This is a genomic window from Pseudomonas putida (genome assembly GCF_028682175.1).
Classification (GTDB): domain Bacteria; phylum Pseudomonadota; class Gammaproteobacteria; order Pseudomonadales; family Pseudomonadaceae; genus Aquipseudomonas; species Aquipseudomonas putida_AD.
This window is the reverse complement of record NZ_JANHKS010000017.1, coordinates 95571-111914: the sequence shown is the minus strand read 5'-3', so window position 1 is coordinate 111914 and position 16344 is coordinate 95571. Positions and strand designations below refer to the sequence as shown.

Below are 16344 nucleotides of genomic sequence, written 5' to 3'. Positions count from 1 at the left end.
GCCCCCGCCGGCAAGCCGTGCTGCTACGGGATGTGTTAGACGTTACATAAAAGGATGCGATCCAATGGCCCACACCGCACAAATCAAGATCCCCGCGACCTACATGCGCGGCGGCACCAGCAAGGGTGTGTTCTTCCGCCTGCAGGACCTGCCCGAAGCGGCGCAGGTTCCGGGCGCTGTCCGTGACGCCCTGTTGCTGCGCGTCATCGGCAGTCCCGACCCCTACGCCAAGCAGATCGACGGCATGGGCGGCGCGACGTCGAGCACCAGCAAGACGGTGATCCTGTCGAAAAGCACCCGGCCCGACCACGACGTGGATTACCTGTTCGGTCAGGTTTCCATAGACACGCCGTTCGTGGACTGGAGCGGCAACTGCGGCAACCTGTCCGCAGCGGTCGGGCCGTTCGCCATCAGCAACGGCCTGGTCGACCCCAGCCTGATCCCTCGCGACGGCATGGCGGTGGTGCGCATCTGGCAGGCCAACATAGGCAAGACCATCATCGCCCACGTGCCGATGACCGACGGGCAGGTGCAGGAAACCGGCGACTTCGAACTCGATGGCGTGACCTTTCCGGCCGCTGAGGTACAACTGGAGTTCATGGACCCGGCAGCCGAAGAGGAGGGCGCAGGCGGCTCGATGTTCCCCACGGGCAATCTGGTGGATGAGCTGGAGGTGCCGGGTGTCGGCACGTTCAGGGCGACCATGATCAATGCCGGCATCCCGACCATCTTCGTCAACGCCCGGGACATCGGCTACACCGGCACTGAATTGCAGGACGCGATCAACAGTGATCCGAAGGCCCTGAGCATGTTCGAGACCATCCGCGCCCATGGTGCCGTGTGCATGGGCCTGATCGCTCATGTCGATGAAGCTGCCAGGCGCCAGCACACGCCCAAGGTCGCTTTTGTCGCAAAACCCGAGGCCTACGTGTCTTCGAGCGGCAAGCGCGTGTCGTCAGGCGACACCGATCTTCTGGTGCGTGCCATGTCCATGGGCAAGCTGCACCACGCCATGATGGGCACGGCAGCGGTGGCCATCGGCACGGCGGCGGCGATTCCGGGGACGTTGGTCAACCTGGCGGCCGGTGGCGGCGAACGCAGCGCGGTGCGTTTCGGCCACCCATCGGGAACCCTGCGCGTGGGCGCCGAGGCGGTGCTGGTCGAGGGGGAATGGCAGGTGAAGAAAGCCATCATGAGCCGCAGCGCGCGGGTGTTGATGGAAGGGTGGGTCAGGGTGCCAGGCGAGAGTTTCTGATCCACCTACCGACCTCTTGCCTCATGACGAATGACCTGTAGGAGTGAGCTTGCTCGCGATCCGGTAGTTTCAGTCACTATCAACGTGCCTGAGCCACCGCTATCGCGAGCAAGCTCACTCCTACAGAGTCTGCGTTCAGCCTGAGGGGATCGGGTGCGCGCCAGCTTGCGGCTTGAAGCTTAAAGCTTGCAGCTGCTGCTCTACTTGAACCGCCGCTCAACCCCTTTCTCCACCAACACTTTCGCCGAGATTTCCTCGACCGAAAAGTGCGTGGAATTAATATTCGGAATGTTCTCGCGCCGGAACAGATTCTCCACTTCCCGCACTTCGAACTCGCACTGGGCAAAGCTCGAATAACGGCTGTTGGGCTTGCGTTCATGGCGGATCGCAGTCAGTCGGTCCGGGTCGATGGTCAGGCCGAACAACTTGCTGCGGTGCTGTTTGAGTGCGGCGGGCAACTGCAGGCGTTCCATGTCTTCTTCGGTCAGCGGATAGTTGGCCGCCCGAATCCCGAATTGCATTGCCATGTACAGACAGGTAGGTGTCTTCCCGCAGCGCGAAACGCCCACCAGGATGATATCGGCCTTGTCGTAATAATGGGTCCGGGCGCCGTCGTCGTTGTCCAGCGCGAAGTTCACCGCCTCGATCCGCTCCATGTAATTGGAGTTATGGCCGATGGAATGCGATTTGCCCACCGAGTAGGAGGAGTGTGAACTAAGCTCCTGTTCCAGCGGGGCCAGGAAGGTCGAAAAGATGTCGATCATGAAGCCGTCAGACGTGGCCAGGATCTCGCGGATGTCCTGGTTGACGATGGTGTCGAAGATGATCGGACGCGCCTCGTCCTTCTCCGCGGCCTTGTTGATTTGCGCAACCATGGCCCGGGCTTTCTCGACGCTGTCGATATAGGGCCTGGTGAACTTGTTGAACGTTATGGTTTCAAATTGCGCTAGCAGACTCTGGCCTAGTGTCTCGGCAGTAATGCCGGTGCCGTCGGAGATAAAGAAAGCGGATCGTTTCATTTGCGCCTTGGGCCTTAAGCTGGTGACGATTCTTGGATATGATAGGCCGGCTTGCGCGCCATGACCTGGCCGCATTCTACCCGTTTTTTCAAGATGCAGATTTTCCAAACCCAGGCTTCAAGTGCGCTGAATCGGTTTTTCTGTGATTTACGCACCAACGCTTTTCCCAACAACAAATTGGTTAGTGGAGAGATCACCTTGGTAGAGTACGTAGTTTCCCTCGATAAGCTCGGCAAACATGATGTTGAGCACGTGGGGGGCAAGAACGCATCCCTCGGAGAGATGATCAGCAACCTGGCGGGCGCAGGCGTGTCCGTCCCTGGTGGCTTCGCCACTACAGCTCAGGCCTACCGTGATTTTCTTGAGCAAAGCGGCCTCAATGATCAGATTCACAAAGCACTCGATGCCCTGAACGTCGACGACGTCAACGCCCTGGCCAAGACCGGCGCGCAGATTCGTCAGTGGATCATGGAGGCTGAATTTCCCGAGCAGCTCAACGCCGAAATCCGCGCAGCCTTCGCGACCCTGTCGGCTGGCAATCCGGACGTCGCCGTGGCCGTGCGTTCTTCCGCCACCGCAGAAGACCTGCCTGACGCTTCTTTTGCCGGTCAGCAGGAAACCTTCCTCAACATCCGTGGCGTCGACAACGTGATCCGCGCAGCGAAGGAAGTCTTCGCCTCGCTGTTCAACGACCGCGCCATTTCCTACCGCGTGCACCAGGGTTTCGACCACAAGCTGGTGGCGTTGTCCGCTGGCGTGCAGCGCATGGTGCGTTCCGAGACCGGAACCGCTGGCGTGATGTTCACCCTGGACACCGAATCGGGCTTTCGTGACGTCGTCTTCATCACCGGCGCCTACGGCCTGGGCGAAACCGTCGTACAAGGCGCGGTCAACCCGGACGAGTTCTACGTTCACAAGGGCACCCTTGAAGCCGGTCGTCCTGCGATCCTGCGCCGCAACCTGGGCAGCAAGGCCATCAAGATGATCTACGGCGACGAGGCCAAGGCCGGTCGTTCGGTGAAAACCGTCGACGTCGATGCCGCCGAGCGCGCGCGTTTCTGCCTGTCCGATGAAGAAGTCAGCAACCTGGCCCGCCAGGCGATGATCATCGAGAAGCACTACGGCTGCCCGATGGACATCGAGTGGGCCAAGGACGGTGACGACGGCAAGCTCTACATCGTTCAGGCGCGTCCTGAAACCGTGAAGAGCCGCAGCTCCGCCAACGTCATGGAGCGCTACCTGCTCAAAGAGAAGGGCACCGTTCTGGCCGAAGGCCGTGCCATTGGCCAGCGCATCGGCGCGGGCAAGGTGCGGATCATCAAGGACGTGTCCGAGATGGATAAGGTCCAGCCAGGCGACGTGCTGGTCTCCGACATGACCGACCCTGACTGGGAACCGGTGATGAAACGCGCCAGCGCCATCGTCACCAACCGTGGCGGCCGTACCTGCCACGCGGCGATCATCGCCCGCGAGCTGGGTATCCCGGCAGTGGTCGGTTGCGGCAACGCCACCGAGCTGCTGAAGGATGGCCAGGGCGTGACCGTTTCCTGTGCCGAAGGCGACACCGGCTACATCTTCGAAGGCGAGCTGGGCTTCGACATCAAGCAGAACTCCGTCGATGCCATGCCGGAACTGCCGTTCAAGATCATGATGAACGTCGGCAACCCCGACCGCGCATTCGATTTCGCCCAGTTGCCGAACGCTGGTATCGGCCTGGCGCGTCTGGAGTTCATCATCAACCGCATGATCGGCGTGCACCCCAAAGCGCTGCTGAACTACCCGAACCTGCCGCTGGACATCAAGGAAAGCGTCGACAAGCGTATCGCCGGTTACAACGACCCGGTCGGTTTCTACGTCGAGAAGCTGGTCGAGGGTATCAGCACCCTGGCGGCGGCTTTCTACCCGAAAAAGGTCATCGTGCGCCTGTCGGACTTCAAGTCCAACGAGTACGCCAACCTGATCGGCGGCAAGCTGTACGAGCCGGAAGAAGAGAACCCGATGCTGGGCTTCCGTGGTGCTTCGCGTTACATCAGCGAAAACTTCCGCGACTGCTTCGAGCTGGAATGCCGTGCCCTCAAGCGCGTGCGCAACGAGATGGGCCTGACCAACGTCGAAATCATGGTGCCGTTCGTGCGCACCCTGGGCGAAGCGAGCCAGGTGGTCGACTTGCTCGCCGAAAACGGTCTGGCCCGTGGCGACAACGGCCTGCGCGTCATCATGATGTGCGAGCTGCCGTCCAACGCCTTGCTGGCCGATGAGTTCCTCGAGTTCTTCGACGGTTTCTCCATCGGTTCCAACGACCTGACCCAGCTGACCCTGGGCCTGGACCGTGACTCGGGCATCATCGCGCACCTGTTCGACGAGCGTAACCCTGCGGTCAAGAAGCTGTTGTCCAATGCCATCCAGGCCTGTAACAAGGCTGGCAAGTACATCGGCATCTGCGGCCAGGGCCCGTCCGACCACCCGGATCTGGCGCGCTGGCTGATGGAGCAGGGCATCGAGAGCGTTTCCCTGAACCCGGACTCGGTACTGGAAACCTGGTTCTTCCTCTCTGAAGAAGAAGCGCCAAAATGATGTAAGATGCGGGCCCGTTTCGGCGGGCCGGTTCTCTTGGGAAGGGCGGCCTTGATGAGTCCGCCCTTTTTTCATGGGCCGTTTTCGCGCCAATTCAGAATCAAGCACGAGTTCTATGCAAAGCAGCAGCAATCTCTTTCCTGTGGCCTTGATCAGCGCCGAGCGGCGTGGCGACCTGATCGAGGACGTGTACCGCCTCAAACCCGGCAACAGCATGGACTTCACCGTCGAGCTGGCCGTGACTCGCCTGGGCCTGGTCGCCAACCCCGACGTGCGCGGCGTGCCGGTGATCCTGCTGCATGGCAGCTTTTCCAACCGGCGTTTCTGGTACTCGCCCAAAGGCATTGGCCTGGGCGCCTACTTGGCCCGGGCGGGTTTCGACGTGTGGATTGCAGAAATGCGCGGTCACGGTTTGTCGGCGCGCAATGAAGCCTACCGTCACAATCGCGTGGCTGACTACGCAAGGTATGACCTGCCGGCCATTGGTGCATTCGTTCGTGAACAGAGCGGGCAGGCGCCGCACTGGATCGGCCATTCGCTGGGCGGCACCACCCTTGCCGCAGCGTTGGGCGGGCACTACTTCGACGCGGGCCTGGTGGCCTCGGCAGCATTGTTCGGCAGCCAGGTCAGCCGCACCTACTGGCCGCTGAAAGTGCCGCCCGTGCAGTGGAGCACGCGCTTGCTGCTCAAGCGTTTCGATCATGTGTCCGGCGCGCGTTTCAAGCGCGGCCCCGAAGACGAGCCCATGGGGATCGTGCTCGAAGCCATGGGCTGGCAGACCCTGTTCGGCCGTTTCGGTGACAAGAAGGACGACTGGTGGTCAGGCCTGCGTCATGTGGACGTGCCGTTGCTGTGTGTCGCCGGTGCAGGCGATCACCAGGACCCTCAGTGGGCCTGTCGTGAACTCTTCGAGCAGTTCGGCGGCGAGCGCAAGGAGTTCTGGTGCCTTGGACGTGAGCAGGGTTTTGCCGAAGACTTCGGCCACGTGCAGATGCTGGTCAGCAAAGGCGCACAGGCGCAGGTCTGGCCGCAGGTCGCGGACTGGTTGAACCGGCAGGTGGGCGTCACTGAGCCTGAATCAACGCTGAACACGGTGGCAACTCCCTGATATAGAGCCCTTGCGGCCATTCCTATGCCCATCACTTGACGCTAAGCTAGCCGCCAGTTGATGAGCAGTAGCCGGATTTCAAGGCAGGGCAATACTCGTCGGTCAGGTTTTTGTTCTATATAAGGAAGCATTGTGGTGGTGAGCGCGGTCAGACGTGCGTGCCACATTAACCTGCATGATGCAGGTCTTCCTTGAACACCCAGCCTTTGACAGGAGTTCAGCATGCATTACATCACTCCGGATTTGTGTGACGCCTACCCTGAACTGGTTCAGGTCGTCGAACCGATGTTCAGCAATTTTGGTGGTCGTGATTCGTTTGGCGGAGAAATCGTCACGCTCAAATGTTTCGAGGACAACTCGAAGGTGCGCGAGCAGGCCGACCAGAACGGCAAGGGCAAGGTGCTTGTCGTGGATGGTGGCGGTTCGCTGCGTTGCGCGTTGCTCGGGGACATGCTGGCCGAGAAAGCGGCCAAGAATGGCTGGGAAGGCATGGTCATCTATGGCTGCGTGCGTGACGTTGACGTCCTGGCGCAAACCGACCTGGGTGTGCAGGCACTGGCCAGTCACCCGCTCAAGACCGAGAAACGCGGCCTTGGCGATCTGAACGTGGTCGTGGCCTTCGGTGGCGTGACCTTTCGCCCGGGCGAGTATGTGTATGCCGACAACAACGGCATCATCGTATCCAGAAGCCCTCTGAAAATGCCGGACTGACCGGCCTTTTCGTCATCGAGGAAAGCAAGGACAACTGATGTTCGACGAAACAAACGCGCAGTGGGGGCTGGTACACGCCCTGGTACTGGACGGGAAGGGCGGGGCGCGTTCAATCGCTCGGACCGAGCTTGACAGCCTGCAACTGGCGCCCACGGAAAGCGTGTGGCTCCACTGGGATCGCAGCCATCCGCAGACCCAGACCTGGCTGCGCACGGCCAGCGGCCTGAGTGAATTCGTCTGCGACCTCATGCTTGAGGAAAACACCCGGCCACGGCTGCTGCCGCTGCCGGACGATGAAATGCTGTTGTTCCTGCGCGGCGTCAACCTCAATCCGGGCGCTGAACCGGAAGACATGGTCTCGGTGCGCATCTTTGCCGCGGCCCAGCGGGTGATTTCCCTGCGTCTGCGCTCGCTGCGGGCGACCGACGAACTGATCGACCTGTTGAACGCGGGCAAGGGGCCGAAAACCGCTTCCGAGCTGCTGGTCTACCTGGCGCAACTGCTCACCGACAAGGTGCAGGCAGTGGTCAGCGAGCTGACCGAACTGGTCGATGACATGGAAGATCGCATAGATGCCGACGAACGGTATATGCCCGAGCACGGCAACATGGTGCACATCCGTCGAAGGGCGGCAGGCATGCGTCGATTCCTGGCGCCGCAGCGGGAAATCTACGCGCAATTGACCCGCAGCCGCTTGCCCTGGTTCGTCGAAGACGACTCGGACTATTGGAACGAATTGAACAACAGCCTGACCCGCTACCTCGAAGAGCTGGAACTGACCCGCGAGCGCGTCGGGCTGGTGCTCGAGGCCGAAGACAGACGCCTCAACGAGCGCATGAACCGGACCATGTACCGGTTCGGCATCATCACCGGGATCTTCCTGCCGATGAGCTTCATTACCGGTTTGCTGGGCATCAACGTTGGCGGTATGCCGGGTGCCGACAGCCCCTGGGGTTTCATGATCGCGTGCCTGGTGATGATCGTCCTGGGGGTGGGTCAGATCTGGTGGTTCAAGCGTCTGCGCTGGATGTGACGGATGAAAATTGGCGTGCGGATGTGTGACTTGTGCAAAATTGCCTGCGTCTGTCTGTGACATTACGTGAGGTGCCTATGCACGACCCGTTTGAAGAATCACTGCGCGACATGCTCAATTCATCGTCCGCCAGCCGGGATGATGACGCAGTCCTGGGGCGCGTCCTCAAGACCGCCAATCGCCAGGTCGGGGCAGGGGATCTGTTCGGTCTGCTCGGGCGCTGCACCCAGGCATTGATGATTGCCGTGAACAACGGCTCTGCTCACGTTTCACCTGTTTCGCGTCGCAAGGCGACGGTTGCCGGCACTACAGAAAACAAGGCTGATTGAATATGGAATTGGATCTCTGGACACAGAGCCTGGTCACCGCAATGACTGCGTTGTGGACCAAAGTCGCGAACTTCATCCCGAACCTGTTCGGCGCTCTGGTGGTTGTTCTGTTGGGTTTCGTGGTGGCCAAGCTGCTCGATACCCTGCTGTCCAAGCTGTTGGCCAAGCTGGGCCTGGATCGCCTGATGGGCGGTACGGGCCTGACCAAACTGATCAGTCGCGCAGGGATCCAGGTCCCGATTTCGACGCTGATCGGAAAGATCGTGTATTGGTTTGTGCTCTTGATTTTCCTGGTGTCGGCGGCAGAATCCCTCGGCCTTGAGCGGGTCTCGGCGACACTGGACATGCTGGCGCTGTACTTGCCGAAGGTGTTCGGCGCAGCCCTGGTGCTGCTGGTGGGCGTCTTGCTGGCGCAACTGGTCAACGGCGTTGTGCGTGGCGCGGCCGAAGGCGTCGGGCTCGATTACGCCGCAGGCCTGGGGCGCATCGCTCAATGGCTGGTGATCATCATCAGCATTTCGGTGGCGATCAGCCAGCTGGAGGTCAAAACCGACCTGCTGAACCATGTGATCGTGATTGGATTGATTACCGTTGGTCTGGCAGTTGCGTTGGCCATGGGGCTTGGCAGTCGCGAAATCGCGAGCCAGATCCTGGCAGGAATTTATGTGCGGGAGCTGTATCAGGTAGGGCAACAAGTGCGTATTGGAGAGGTCGAAGGGCAGATCGAAGAGATTGGCACGGTGAAGACCACGCTGCTGACTGACGAGGGGGAACTGGTGTCGTTGTCGAACCGGATCCTGCTCGAGCAGCGAGTGAGCAGCCGCTGAACCGGCAAATCTGCTAATGTATGCCGCCCCAAAATCCCGGACGCCGGGATCTGGCGGACATTTTACTGACTGTCGGCACGACCTGTTTTGAATAAGCCCCAATCGCACTCACTGCGTTACGACCCCCGCGAGCTCTCCGACGAGGAGTTGGTGGCGCGCTCGCACGCCGAGCTGTTTCACGTCACTCGGGCGTACGAGGAGCTGATGCGGCGCTACCAGCGGACACTTTTTAACGTCTGCGCGCGCTATTTAGGGAACGATCGCGATGCTGACGATGTCTGTCAGGAGGTGATGCTTAAGGTGTTGTATGGCTTGAAGAATTTCGAGGGAAAATCGAAGTTCAAGACCTGGCTCTACAGCATCACCTACAACGAATGCATCACGCAGTATCGAAAGGAGCGGCGAAAGCGTCGGTTGATGGACGCCCTTAGCCTGGATCCTCTGGAGGAGGCGTCGGAAGACAAGACGCCGAAACCCGAAGAGAAGGGTGGGCTCGATCGCTGGCTTGTGCATGTGAACCCGATCGACCGGGAGATTCTGGTGCTTCGATTTGTCGCAGAGCTGGAATTTCAGGAGATCGCAGACATAATGCACATGGGCCTGAGTGCCACGAAAATGCGCTACAAACGGGCACTTGATAAATTACGTGAGAAATTTGCGGGCGTTACCGAAACTTAACTCGGAGCAAATATCTCTAACGGGCAGGCAAGTTCTGATAGACTTGCCGATGAGTTGTCTCTCGATTAGGGGGACTGCTTCACAATCACCAGATGGGGATTTAACGGATGAAACTGAAAAACACCTTGGGCTTGGCCATTGGTACTATTGTTGCCGCAACTTCGTTCGGCGCGCTGGCACAAGGCCAAGGCGCAGTCGAAATCGAAGGCTTCGCCAAGAAAGAACAGTTCGACAGCGCTCGTAATTTCAAAAATAACGGCAACCTGTTCGGCGGTTCTGTTGGCTACTTCCTGACCGACGACGTTGAATTGCGTCTGGGCTACGACGAAGTACACAACGTTCGCAGCGACGACGGTCGTAACATCAAGGGCGCGAACACCGCTCTGGACGCTCTGTACCACTTCAACAACCCGGGCGACATGCTGCGTCCGTACGTCTCGGCTGGTTTCTCCGACCAGAGCATCGGCCAGAACGGCCGTGGCGGTCGTGACCGCTCCACCTTCGCCAACCTGGGCGGCGGTGCCAAGCTGTACTTCACCGACAACTTCTACGCCCGTGCTGGCGTTGAAGCTCAGTACAACATCGACAAGGGCGACACCGAGTGGGCTCCTAGCGTCGGTATCGGTGTGAACTTCGGTGGTGGCTCCAAGAAAGTTGAAGCGGCACCAGCCCCAGTAGCTGAAGTGTGCTCCGACAGCGACAACGACGGCGTCTGCGACAACGTCGACAAGTGCCCTGACACCCCGGCCAACGTTACCGTTGATGCCAACGGTTGCCCGGCTGTTGCTGAAGTCGTACGTGTTGAGCTGGACGTGAAATTCGACTTCGACAAGTCGGTCGTCAAGCCAAACAGCTACGGTGACATCAAGAACCTGGCTGATTTCATGAAGCAGTACCCACAAACCACCACCACTGTTGAAGGTCACACTGACTCCGTCGGTCCTGACGCTTACAACCAGAAACTGTCCGAGCGTCGCGCTAGCGCCGTCAAGCAAGTTCTGGTTAATCAGTACGGTGTTGGCGCTAACCGCGTGAACTCGGTTGGCTACGGCGAAACCCGTCCAGTGGCTGACAACGCTACTGAAGCCGGTCGCGCTGTTAACCGTCGCGTAGAAGCACAAGTCGAAGCTCAAGCTAAGTAATTAGCCCACGCTTTGCGAAAAACCCGGCTCCGGCCGGGTTTTTCTTTTTCTGGATTCGGGTTCTGAACTACCGGGACCATGTCGGATATGTAGCCGTGAGGTATCGGCGAATGTACCGATGAACTGCCTGGTTAGTGGCAATTTAATATTCCTGCGGTCGCCACCAACTTCGGTGAATATCCAGGTGTAATCGACGCCCGTTCAGCGCCGGAATAACCAGATCCACAGCACAAGATTCAACAGCAATGACAGCAATGCCACCGTTCTCCAGACCTTGACGGGCTCGCGCTCGAGCAAGGGCCTCGGGCGGATATTCAGCGTGGCAACTTCTCCCTTTTGCAATTGCGAAAGCCAGTGCTCGGCCGTCTCGAATCGCTTGCCGGGCTCTGCCTGCAAGGCCTGATCCAGATGCCGTTCGATCCACTCAGGCACGTCCGGACGATAGCGGCTGGCAGGAACGGGCCGGGCGAATCGCCGATGCTGGAACGCCTCGATCTCACCGTAGGGATAATGCCCTGTAAGCAGGTAATACAGGGTGACGCTCGCGGCATACAGGTCCAGGGACGCTGCAGGCTCTGCGCCTTCGAAGGCTTCTGGTGCGATGTAGCTCGGTGTGCCAGGCACATCGCCTAGCGTTGCCGGCGACAGGCCCGGGCAGAAAGCAAGACCGAAGTCCAGCACGCGTAATTCGCCGTCTTCGTCGATCAGCAGGTTTTCCGGCTTGATGTCCCGGTGCACGATGTTGCGTCGATGCAAAAGGCCCAGCGCACTGAGCAGATCCCGTGCAAGTGTCAGCCAGGGCGTCAGTGCCATCGGGCCTTGCCGTGCGAACGTCTGCGCCAGGGTTTGCCCCGGGTACTCGCGCATGACGTAATACAGGTGCTGACGATCCGCCAATGGATGCACCTCGGGAAAGAAACGCCCCGCGACACGCCGCAGAAACCATTCCTCCAGCAACAGCGCCTGTCCCGCGCTATTGTCGTCATGGCGGGTCTCCGGCAGTGTCTTGAGCAGCCAGGGCTGTTGCTGACCGTCGTAGACCCGATACAGCTGTGACTGGCGTGAGTCGCCAAGGCGGGACTGAACCTTCCAGCCCTCGAAGTGCTGGCCCGGCTTGAGCGGCGGGGGCACTGGCCATTGCTGCAATTGCAGCAGCGTGTCCCCCAGCGTGTCGCTGCCCAGTTGCAGGACTTCGATCAGCACTGCACTGGCGTTGTCCTGGCTGCCCGCCAAGTGCGCCGACTGCACCAAGGTGCGTACAGCGGCGTCCAGATCGTTCTGCTCATTGAGAGTCGAGCGGATGCGATCGTCGCCCAGCACGGCCCAGACTCCGTCGCTGACCAGCAGCAAGCGTTCGCCCTCACGTAGTTCGGCGTCCCGGTAATCCATGACCACATACTGATCCAGCCCCAGCGCGCGTTTGAGCACGTGCTGCATGTCCGGCTGCTCCCAGACGTGATCCTCGGTGATGCGCTGCAAGGTGCCATCCAGCCAGCGATAGACGCGGCAGTCGCCCACGTGGGCGAGGGTGAAGCGGCGCCCGCGCAAGACCAGCGCGCTGAGGGTGGTCAGCAGGCCATTGGCTTGCAGCCAGCGGTTCTGCGCCAGGAGCAGGCGGTCCAGCGCCTGTGCGATGCCCCAGGTTTCGGGCGTGGAGTAGTAATCCATGGCCAGTGCCTGGAGGGTCGAGCGGGACGCCAAACCCCCATCGACGCACTGACTCACACCGTCGGCCAGCGCAAAGACATAGCCTTTGCTGGCCGCAAGCGCCGGGGCAGGGGTGACCAGGCGGGTGGCGTCCTGGTTTTCCGCCCTGGGGCCACTGGCGCTGAATTCGGCGAAGCGCAGTTGCAGGCCGACCGCAGGTTCGGGTTTCAAGGTCAGTGGCTGATTCATCATCAAGACTCGTTGGCGTCAGACACGTGCTGCGGTCACGGCGGCCGAACCCCAGGTGGTTCTCCAGCGGCGCTTGACGTTCATCAGGCCGAACCACGCCAGCACACCCAGCAGGGCGAACAGCCAGAGTCCCAGTTGGTAGTCGCCGGTGTTCTGTTTGATCGCGCCCAGGCCTGCGGCCAGCAGGAAGCCGCCGATGCCGCCTGCCATACCGATCAGGCCGGTCATGACGCCGATTTCCTTGTGAAAGCGTTGGGGCACCAACTGGAACACCGCGCCGTTGCCGGCACCCAGGCCAAGCATCGCGGCGACGAACAATGCCAGGGCAGCCCATGAGCTGGGCAGGTTGAAGCCCACGGCGGCAATGCAGATCGCGGCCACCGCGTACATGCCCGATAGGGTGCGGATGCCGCCGAAGCGATCCGCCAGGGCGCCGCCCAGCGGACGCATCAGGCTGCCGCCGAACACGCAGGCGGCGGTGTAGTAGCCGGCGGTCACGGGGCTCAGGCCATATTGATCGTTGAAGTAGCCAGGCAGGGCGCTGGCAAGGCCGATGAAGCCGCCGAAGGTCACGCTGTAGAAAAACATGAACCACCAGCTGTCGCGGTCACCCAGCGCCTTGAAGTAGTCCGCCATGGACTTGGCCTTCGGGCGCTCCGGCGCGTTTTTCGCCATCAGCGAGAAGGCCAGCAGGGTCAACAGCAGCGGCACCACGGCGAAGCCGAACACGTTGTTCCAGCCGAAGCTTGCGGCCAGTACCGGCGCGATCAGTGCGGCGAATACGGTGCCCGAGTTACCGGCCCCGGCGATCCCCATGGCCTTGCCCTGGTGCTGCGGCGGATACCATTGGGACGCCAGGGGCAGGGCGACGGCGAACGAGGCCCCTGCCATGCCCAGGCCAACGCCCAGCAGCAGCGCCTGTTCATAGCTGTGGATCCCCAGTTGCCAGGCGCAGAACAGCGAGACGATCACGATGACCTGGCCAATGATCCCGGCGGTCTTGGGGGACAACTGATCGGCCAGCATGCCCATCAGGAAGCGCAGGATGGCGCCGGCCAGAATCGGCGTGGCCACCATCAGCCCGCGTTGTTGCGTGGTCAGGTGCAGATCGGTGGCGATCTGCACCGCCAGAGGGCCCAGCAGGTACCAGACCATGAAACTCAGGTCAAAGTAGAGGAAGGCTGCAAACAGCGTGGGTTTATGGCCGGCTTTCCAGAAGCTTGTATTCATCTAACACCTCATCTGCAGGAATGTGTTGCGCGTGCCGGGTGCGGCGCACCGTCACGGGTCAGGTCTTGCAGGTGAAGCACCAGCCCGGCGCTCCACCCGGCCCGTTTCCGGGACCAGAACGAAAAAACGTCGCAACCCTGTCCGCCCATGGCGAAGGGGTGTGCGACGTCTTTGTCGAAAGTGGGGCAACCGCCGTTGGCTACCTGTGTGGTCTACCTAGCAAAAGCTGGGCCAGCGCACCCGAGTAGGTTTTGTGGGGTTGCCGCCACCACCGCTTGGCCCGAACCTGTAGGAGCGCGCTTGCCCGCGACGGCGGCGTGCCAGGCGACATCGAAGCGTCAGGCCTGACGCCTTCGCGGGCGAGCCCGCTCCCACAGGGGATCGGGTGTATTCCCGGATGTTGTACTCGCCCCAATCCCGTAGCAGTCCGGCTTGCCGGCGTCAGCGCCCGCGAAATCGCCCCGCCGGCAAGCCGTGCTGCTACGGTCAGCGGGAAGACGTGGCATCAGGTCTACCCCCAATCCCGTAGCAGCCGGGCTTGCCCGCGGGGAGGCCCTTGAGGTCAGCCCAGCAACTCGCTCATGGCAATGATCTGCTCGGCGACCTGGATCAGCTTCTGCTGTCGACTCATGGCCTGGCGCCGCATCAGGGTGTAGGCCTCTTCTTCGTTGCAGCTCTTCATCTTCATCAACAGGCCCTTGGCCGTCTCGATGCGTTTGCGCTCGGCCAGTTGCTGGTCACGGGCGTGCAACTGCGCGCGCAGGTCCTGGTCGCTTTCGAAGCGGGCCATGGCCACGTCGAGAATCGGCTGCAGACGCTGGGCGTAAATACCTTCGACGATGTAGGCACTGACCCCGGACTTGATCGCCTGACGCATCACTCCTGGGTCATGCTCGTCGGTGAACATCACGATCGGGCGGGGCTGGTCGCGGGTGACCAGCACCACCTGCTCCATCACGTCGCGGCTCGGGGATTCGGTGTCGATCAGAATCACGTCCGGGCGCACGGCCTCGACCCGCTTGGGCAGGTCGATGACCAGGCCGGACTCGTCGATCACCTCGAAACCCGCCTCGGTCAGCGCGTTCTTGAGACGCCCGACCTTCTTCGCCGTGTCGTTGATCAACAGGATTCGCAGCATGCAGGCGTCTCCTCAGTGATCAGCGGCGACAGGCGCGCAATCGGCCAGTGCGTGCAGGGTGAAGCTGCGGGCGTACCCGGCCGGATCGCTGCCATCCCAGACCTTGCCATCGATCAACTGGCTGCTGCGCATGGAATCGCTCGGCACCCGTATATCCATCGCTTCGGCGGCCTGGCGGTACAGCGCCAATTGCTGCACCTGCCGGGCGACGCCCAGGTAATCAGGGTCTTCGCGCAGCAGGCCCCAGCGGCGGAACTGGGTCATGAACCACATGCCGTCCGACAGCCAGGGCATGTTCACCTGGCCCTTGCGATGAAAACTCAAGGCGTGATGATCCTGCCAGTGATTGCCCAGCCCGTCGCTGTATTCGCCCAGCAGGCGCGCCTCGATGTCCTCGACCGGGGCGTTCACATAATCGGCACCGCTGAGCATCTGCGCGGTGCTGCGGCGGTTGTCCAGGCTCTCTTCGATGAAACGGCTGGCGTCGAGCACCGCCATCACCAGCGCACGCGCGGTGTTGGGGTATTGCTGGACGAACTCGCGACTGCAGCCCAGGACCTTCTCCGGATGATCCGGCCAGATGGTCTGGGACGTCGCCAGGGTGAACCCCAGGTTCTGGCTCACAGCCCGCGCACCCCAGGGCTCGCCCACGCAGAAGCCATCGATACGCTGCGCCTCCAGGTGATCGACCATCCGCGCAGGCGGCACCACCACGCTATCGACGTCCTGCAGCGGGTGAATGCCCTGGCTCGCCAGCCAGTAATACAGCCACATCGCGTGGTTGCCGGTGGGCAGGGTCTGGGCGAAGGTGAGTTTTGTCTCGCTTTGGTGCGTGCGTTGCTCCAGCGCCTCAGGAGTGACCACGCCCTGATCCTTCAGCGCACTGGACAGGTTGATGCTCTGGCCGTTCTGGTTCAGGCCCATGAGCACGGCCATGTCAGTGGCGGGGCCACCGATGCCCAGTTGCGCGGCGTAGATCAGGCCGTAGAGGCTGTGTGCGGCGTGCAGTTCGCCATTGATCAGCTTGTCCCGCAGCGCCGACCACGAAGGCTGGCGCCGCAGGTTGATGTTCAGGCCGTAGGGCTGGGCGAAGCCCTGGGTGGCGGCGACGATCAACGAGGCGCTGTCGGTCAGGGCCATGAAGCCGACACCGATGCTGTTCAGTTCCGGTGCATCGCTGCCGTTGATCCAGGCCAGTGGGCTGTTGAGGCTGTCAGTCATGATTGTCGGTTCCGCCTGAAGGCTGCCTGCCTTCCATAAAAAAACGCCGCATCCTCCGAACGCTGCCCGGACGATCGCGACGCCATTGTCCCGGACAGGACCCGCCGTTGGGTCGCGCCGGCTGTACAGGCTCAAGCAAGCGATATGCCAGCGATGCCGGGCCTGCGCGCAAAGTTGCCGACA

The 16344-nt window shown here is 61.2% G+C and carries 14 protein-coding genes; 9 read left to right on the top strand and 5 right to left on the bottom strand.

What is annotated here, in order from left to right:
* The first annotated feature begins 64 nt into the window (after nucleotides 1–64).
* Nucleotides 65–1255, top strand: coding sequence for a 2-methylaconitate cis-trans isomerase PrpF (prpF, locus tag NPS29_RS14475; protein ID WP_274133408.1), 1191 nt, complete (start codon nucleotides 65–67; stop codon nucleotides 1253–1255).
* A gap of 200 nt (nucleotides 1256–1455) precedes the next feature.
* On the opposite strand, the gene ppsR is transcribed toward prpF, so the two are convergent.
* Nucleotides 1456–2274 (bottom strand): posphoenolpyruvate synthetase regulatory kinase/phosphorylase PpsR, encoded by an 819-nt coding sequence (gene ppsR, locus NPS29_RS14470; protein ID WP_274133407.1) that lies wholly within the window; start codon nucleotides 2272–2274, stop codon nucleotides 1456–1458.
* A gap of 198 nt (nucleotides 2275–2472) precedes the next feature.
* On the opposite strand from ppsR, the gene ppsA reads away from it, so the two are divergent.
* From ppsA to NPS29_RS14430, 8 genes are all read left to right on the top strand, one after another.
* Nucleotides 2473–4848, top strand: a complete 2376-nt coding sequence (gene ppsA, locus NPS29_RS14465; RefSeq protein ID WP_274133406.1) for a phosphoenolpyruvate synthase — start codon at nucleotides 2473–2475, stop codon at nucleotides 4846–4848.
* A gap of 115 nt (nucleotides 4849–4963) precedes the next feature.
* Entirely contained in the window at nucleotides 4964–5956 is a 993-nt protein-coding gene (locus tag NPS29_RS14460) for an alpha/beta fold hydrolase (protein WP_274133405.1), read from the top strand.
* Nucleotides 5957–6178: 222 nt separating this feature from the next.
* Nucleotides 6179–6667 (top strand): ribonuclease E activity regulator RraA, encoded by a 489-nt coding sequence (gene rraA, locus NPS29_RS14455; protein ID WP_274133404.1) that lies wholly within the window; start codon nucleotides 6179–6181, stop codon nucleotides 6665–6667.
* A 37-nt stretch (nucleotides 6668–6704) separates the two neighbouring features.
* Entirely contained in the window at nucleotides 6705–7700 is a 996-nt protein-coding gene (locus tag NPS29_RS14450) for a zinc transporter ZntB (protein ID WP_274133403.1), read from the top strand.
* 77 nt (nucleotides 7701–7777) lie between these two features.
* Nucleotides 7778–8029, top strand: coding sequence for a CrfX protein (locus tag NPS29_RS14445; RefSeq protein WP_274133402.1), 252 nt, complete (start codon nucleotides 7778–7780; stop codon nucleotides 8027–8029).
* A gap of 2 nt (nucleotides 8030–8031) precedes the next feature.
* On the top strand, nucleotides 8032–8856 hold the full coding sequence (locus tag NPS29_RS14440; RefSeq protein ID WP_274133401.1) for a mechanosensitive ion channel family protein: 825 nt from the start codon (nucleotides 8032–8034) through the stop codon (nucleotides 8854–8856).
* An 87-nt stretch (nucleotides 8857–8943) separates the two neighbouring features.
* A complete protein-coding gene (gene sigX / locus NPS29_RS14435; RefSeq protein ID WP_274133399.1) occupies nucleotides 8944–9534 on the top strand; it encodes an RNA polymerase sigma factor SigX in 591 nt (196 codons plus the stop codon).
* Nucleotides 9535–9641: 107 nt separating this feature from the next.
* Nucleotides 9642–10676, top strand: coding sequence for an OmpA family protein (locus NPS29_RS14430; protein ID WP_274133398.1), 1035 nt, complete (start codon nucleotides 9642–9644; stop codon nucleotides 10674–10676).
* A gap of 201 nt (nucleotides 10677–10877) precedes the next feature.
* On the opposite strand, the gene NPS29_RS14425 is transcribed toward NPS29_RS14430, so the two are convergent.
* The 4 genes from NPS29_RS14425 to NPS29_RS14410 all read right to left on the bottom strand — a co-directional run bounded on the left by NPS29_RS14425 (nucleotide 10878) and on the right by NPS29_RS14410 (nucleotide 16161).
* Entirely contained in the window at nucleotides 10878–12572 is a 1695-nt protein-coding gene (locus tag NPS29_RS14425; protein WP_274133397.1) for a bifunctional protein-serine/threonine kinase/phosphatase, read from the bottom strand.
* 18 nt (nucleotides 12573–12590) lie between these two features.
* The gene (locus NPS29_RS14420) at nucleotides 12591–13802 is read right to left on the bottom strand and encodes a nitrate/nitrite transporter (protein WP_274133396.1); all 1212 of its coding nucleotides are present in this window, start codon (nucleotides 13800–13802) and stop codon (nucleotides 12591–12593) included.
* 562 nt (nucleotides 13803–14364) lie between these two features.
* A complete protein-coding gene (locus tag NPS29_RS14415; protein ID WP_274133395.1) occupies nucleotides 14365–14940 on the bottom strand; it encodes an ANTAR domain-containing response regulator in 576 nt (191 codons plus the stop codon).
* A 12-nt stretch (nucleotides 14941–14952) separates the two neighbouring features.
* Complete coding sequence (locus NPS29_RS14410; RefSeq protein WP_274133393.1) at nucleotides 14953–16161, bottom strand: CmpA/NrtA family ABC transporter substrate-binding protein; 1209 nt, start codon at nucleotides 16159–16161, stop codon at nucleotides 14953–14955.
* Nucleotides 16162–16344: the final 183 nt, after the last annotated feature.

Bases quoted from the DNA above. Each gene is read 5' to 3' on its own strand.
- prpF (WP_274133408.1), top strand. From the start codon at position 65: ATGGCCCACACCGCACAAATCAAGATCCCCGCGACCTACATGCGCGGC.
- ppsR (WP_274133407.1), bottom strand. From the start codon at position 2,274: ATGAAACGATCCGCTTTCTTTATCTCCGACGGCACCGGCATTACTGCC.
- NPS29_RS14460 (WP_274133405.1), top strand. From the start codon at position 4,964: ATGCAAAGCAGCAGCAATCTCTTTCCTGTGGCCTTGATCAGCGCCGAG.
- rraA (WP_274133404.1), top strand. From the start codon at position 6,179: ATGCATTACATCACTCCGGATTTGTGTGACGCCTACCCTGAACTGGTT.
- NPS29_RS14450 (WP_274133403.1), top strand. From the start codon at position 6,705: ATGTTCGACGAAACAAACGCGCAGTGGGGGCTGGTACACGCCCTGGTA.
- NPS29_RS14445 (WP_274133402.1), top strand. From the start codon at position 7,778: ATGCACGACCCGTTTGAAGAATCACTGCGCGACATGCTCAATTCATCG.
- NPS29_RS14440 (WP_274133401.1), top strand. From the start codon at position 8,032: ATGGAATTGGATCTCTGGACACAGAGCCTGGTCACCGCAATGACTGCG.
- NPS29_RS14430 (WP_274133398.1), top strand. From the start codon at position 9,642: ATGAAACTGAAAAACACCTTGGGCTTGGCCATTGGTACTATTGTTGCC.
- NPS29_RS14425 (WP_274133397.1), bottom strand. From the start codon at position 12,572: ATGAATCAGCCACTGACCTTGAAACCCGAACCTGCGGTCGGCCTGCAA.
- NPS29_RS14420 (WP_274133396.1), bottom strand. From the start codon at position 13,802: ATGAATACAAGCTTCTGGAAAGCCGGCCATAAACCCACGCTGTTTGCA.
- NPS29_RS14415 (WP_274133395.1), bottom strand. From the start codon at position 14,940: ATGCTGCGAATCCTGTTGATCAACGACACGGCGAAGAAGGTCGGGCGT.
- NPS29_RS14410 (WP_274133393.1), bottom strand. From the start codon at position 16,161: ATGACTGACAGCCTCAACAGCCCACTGGCCTGGATCAACGGCAGCGAT.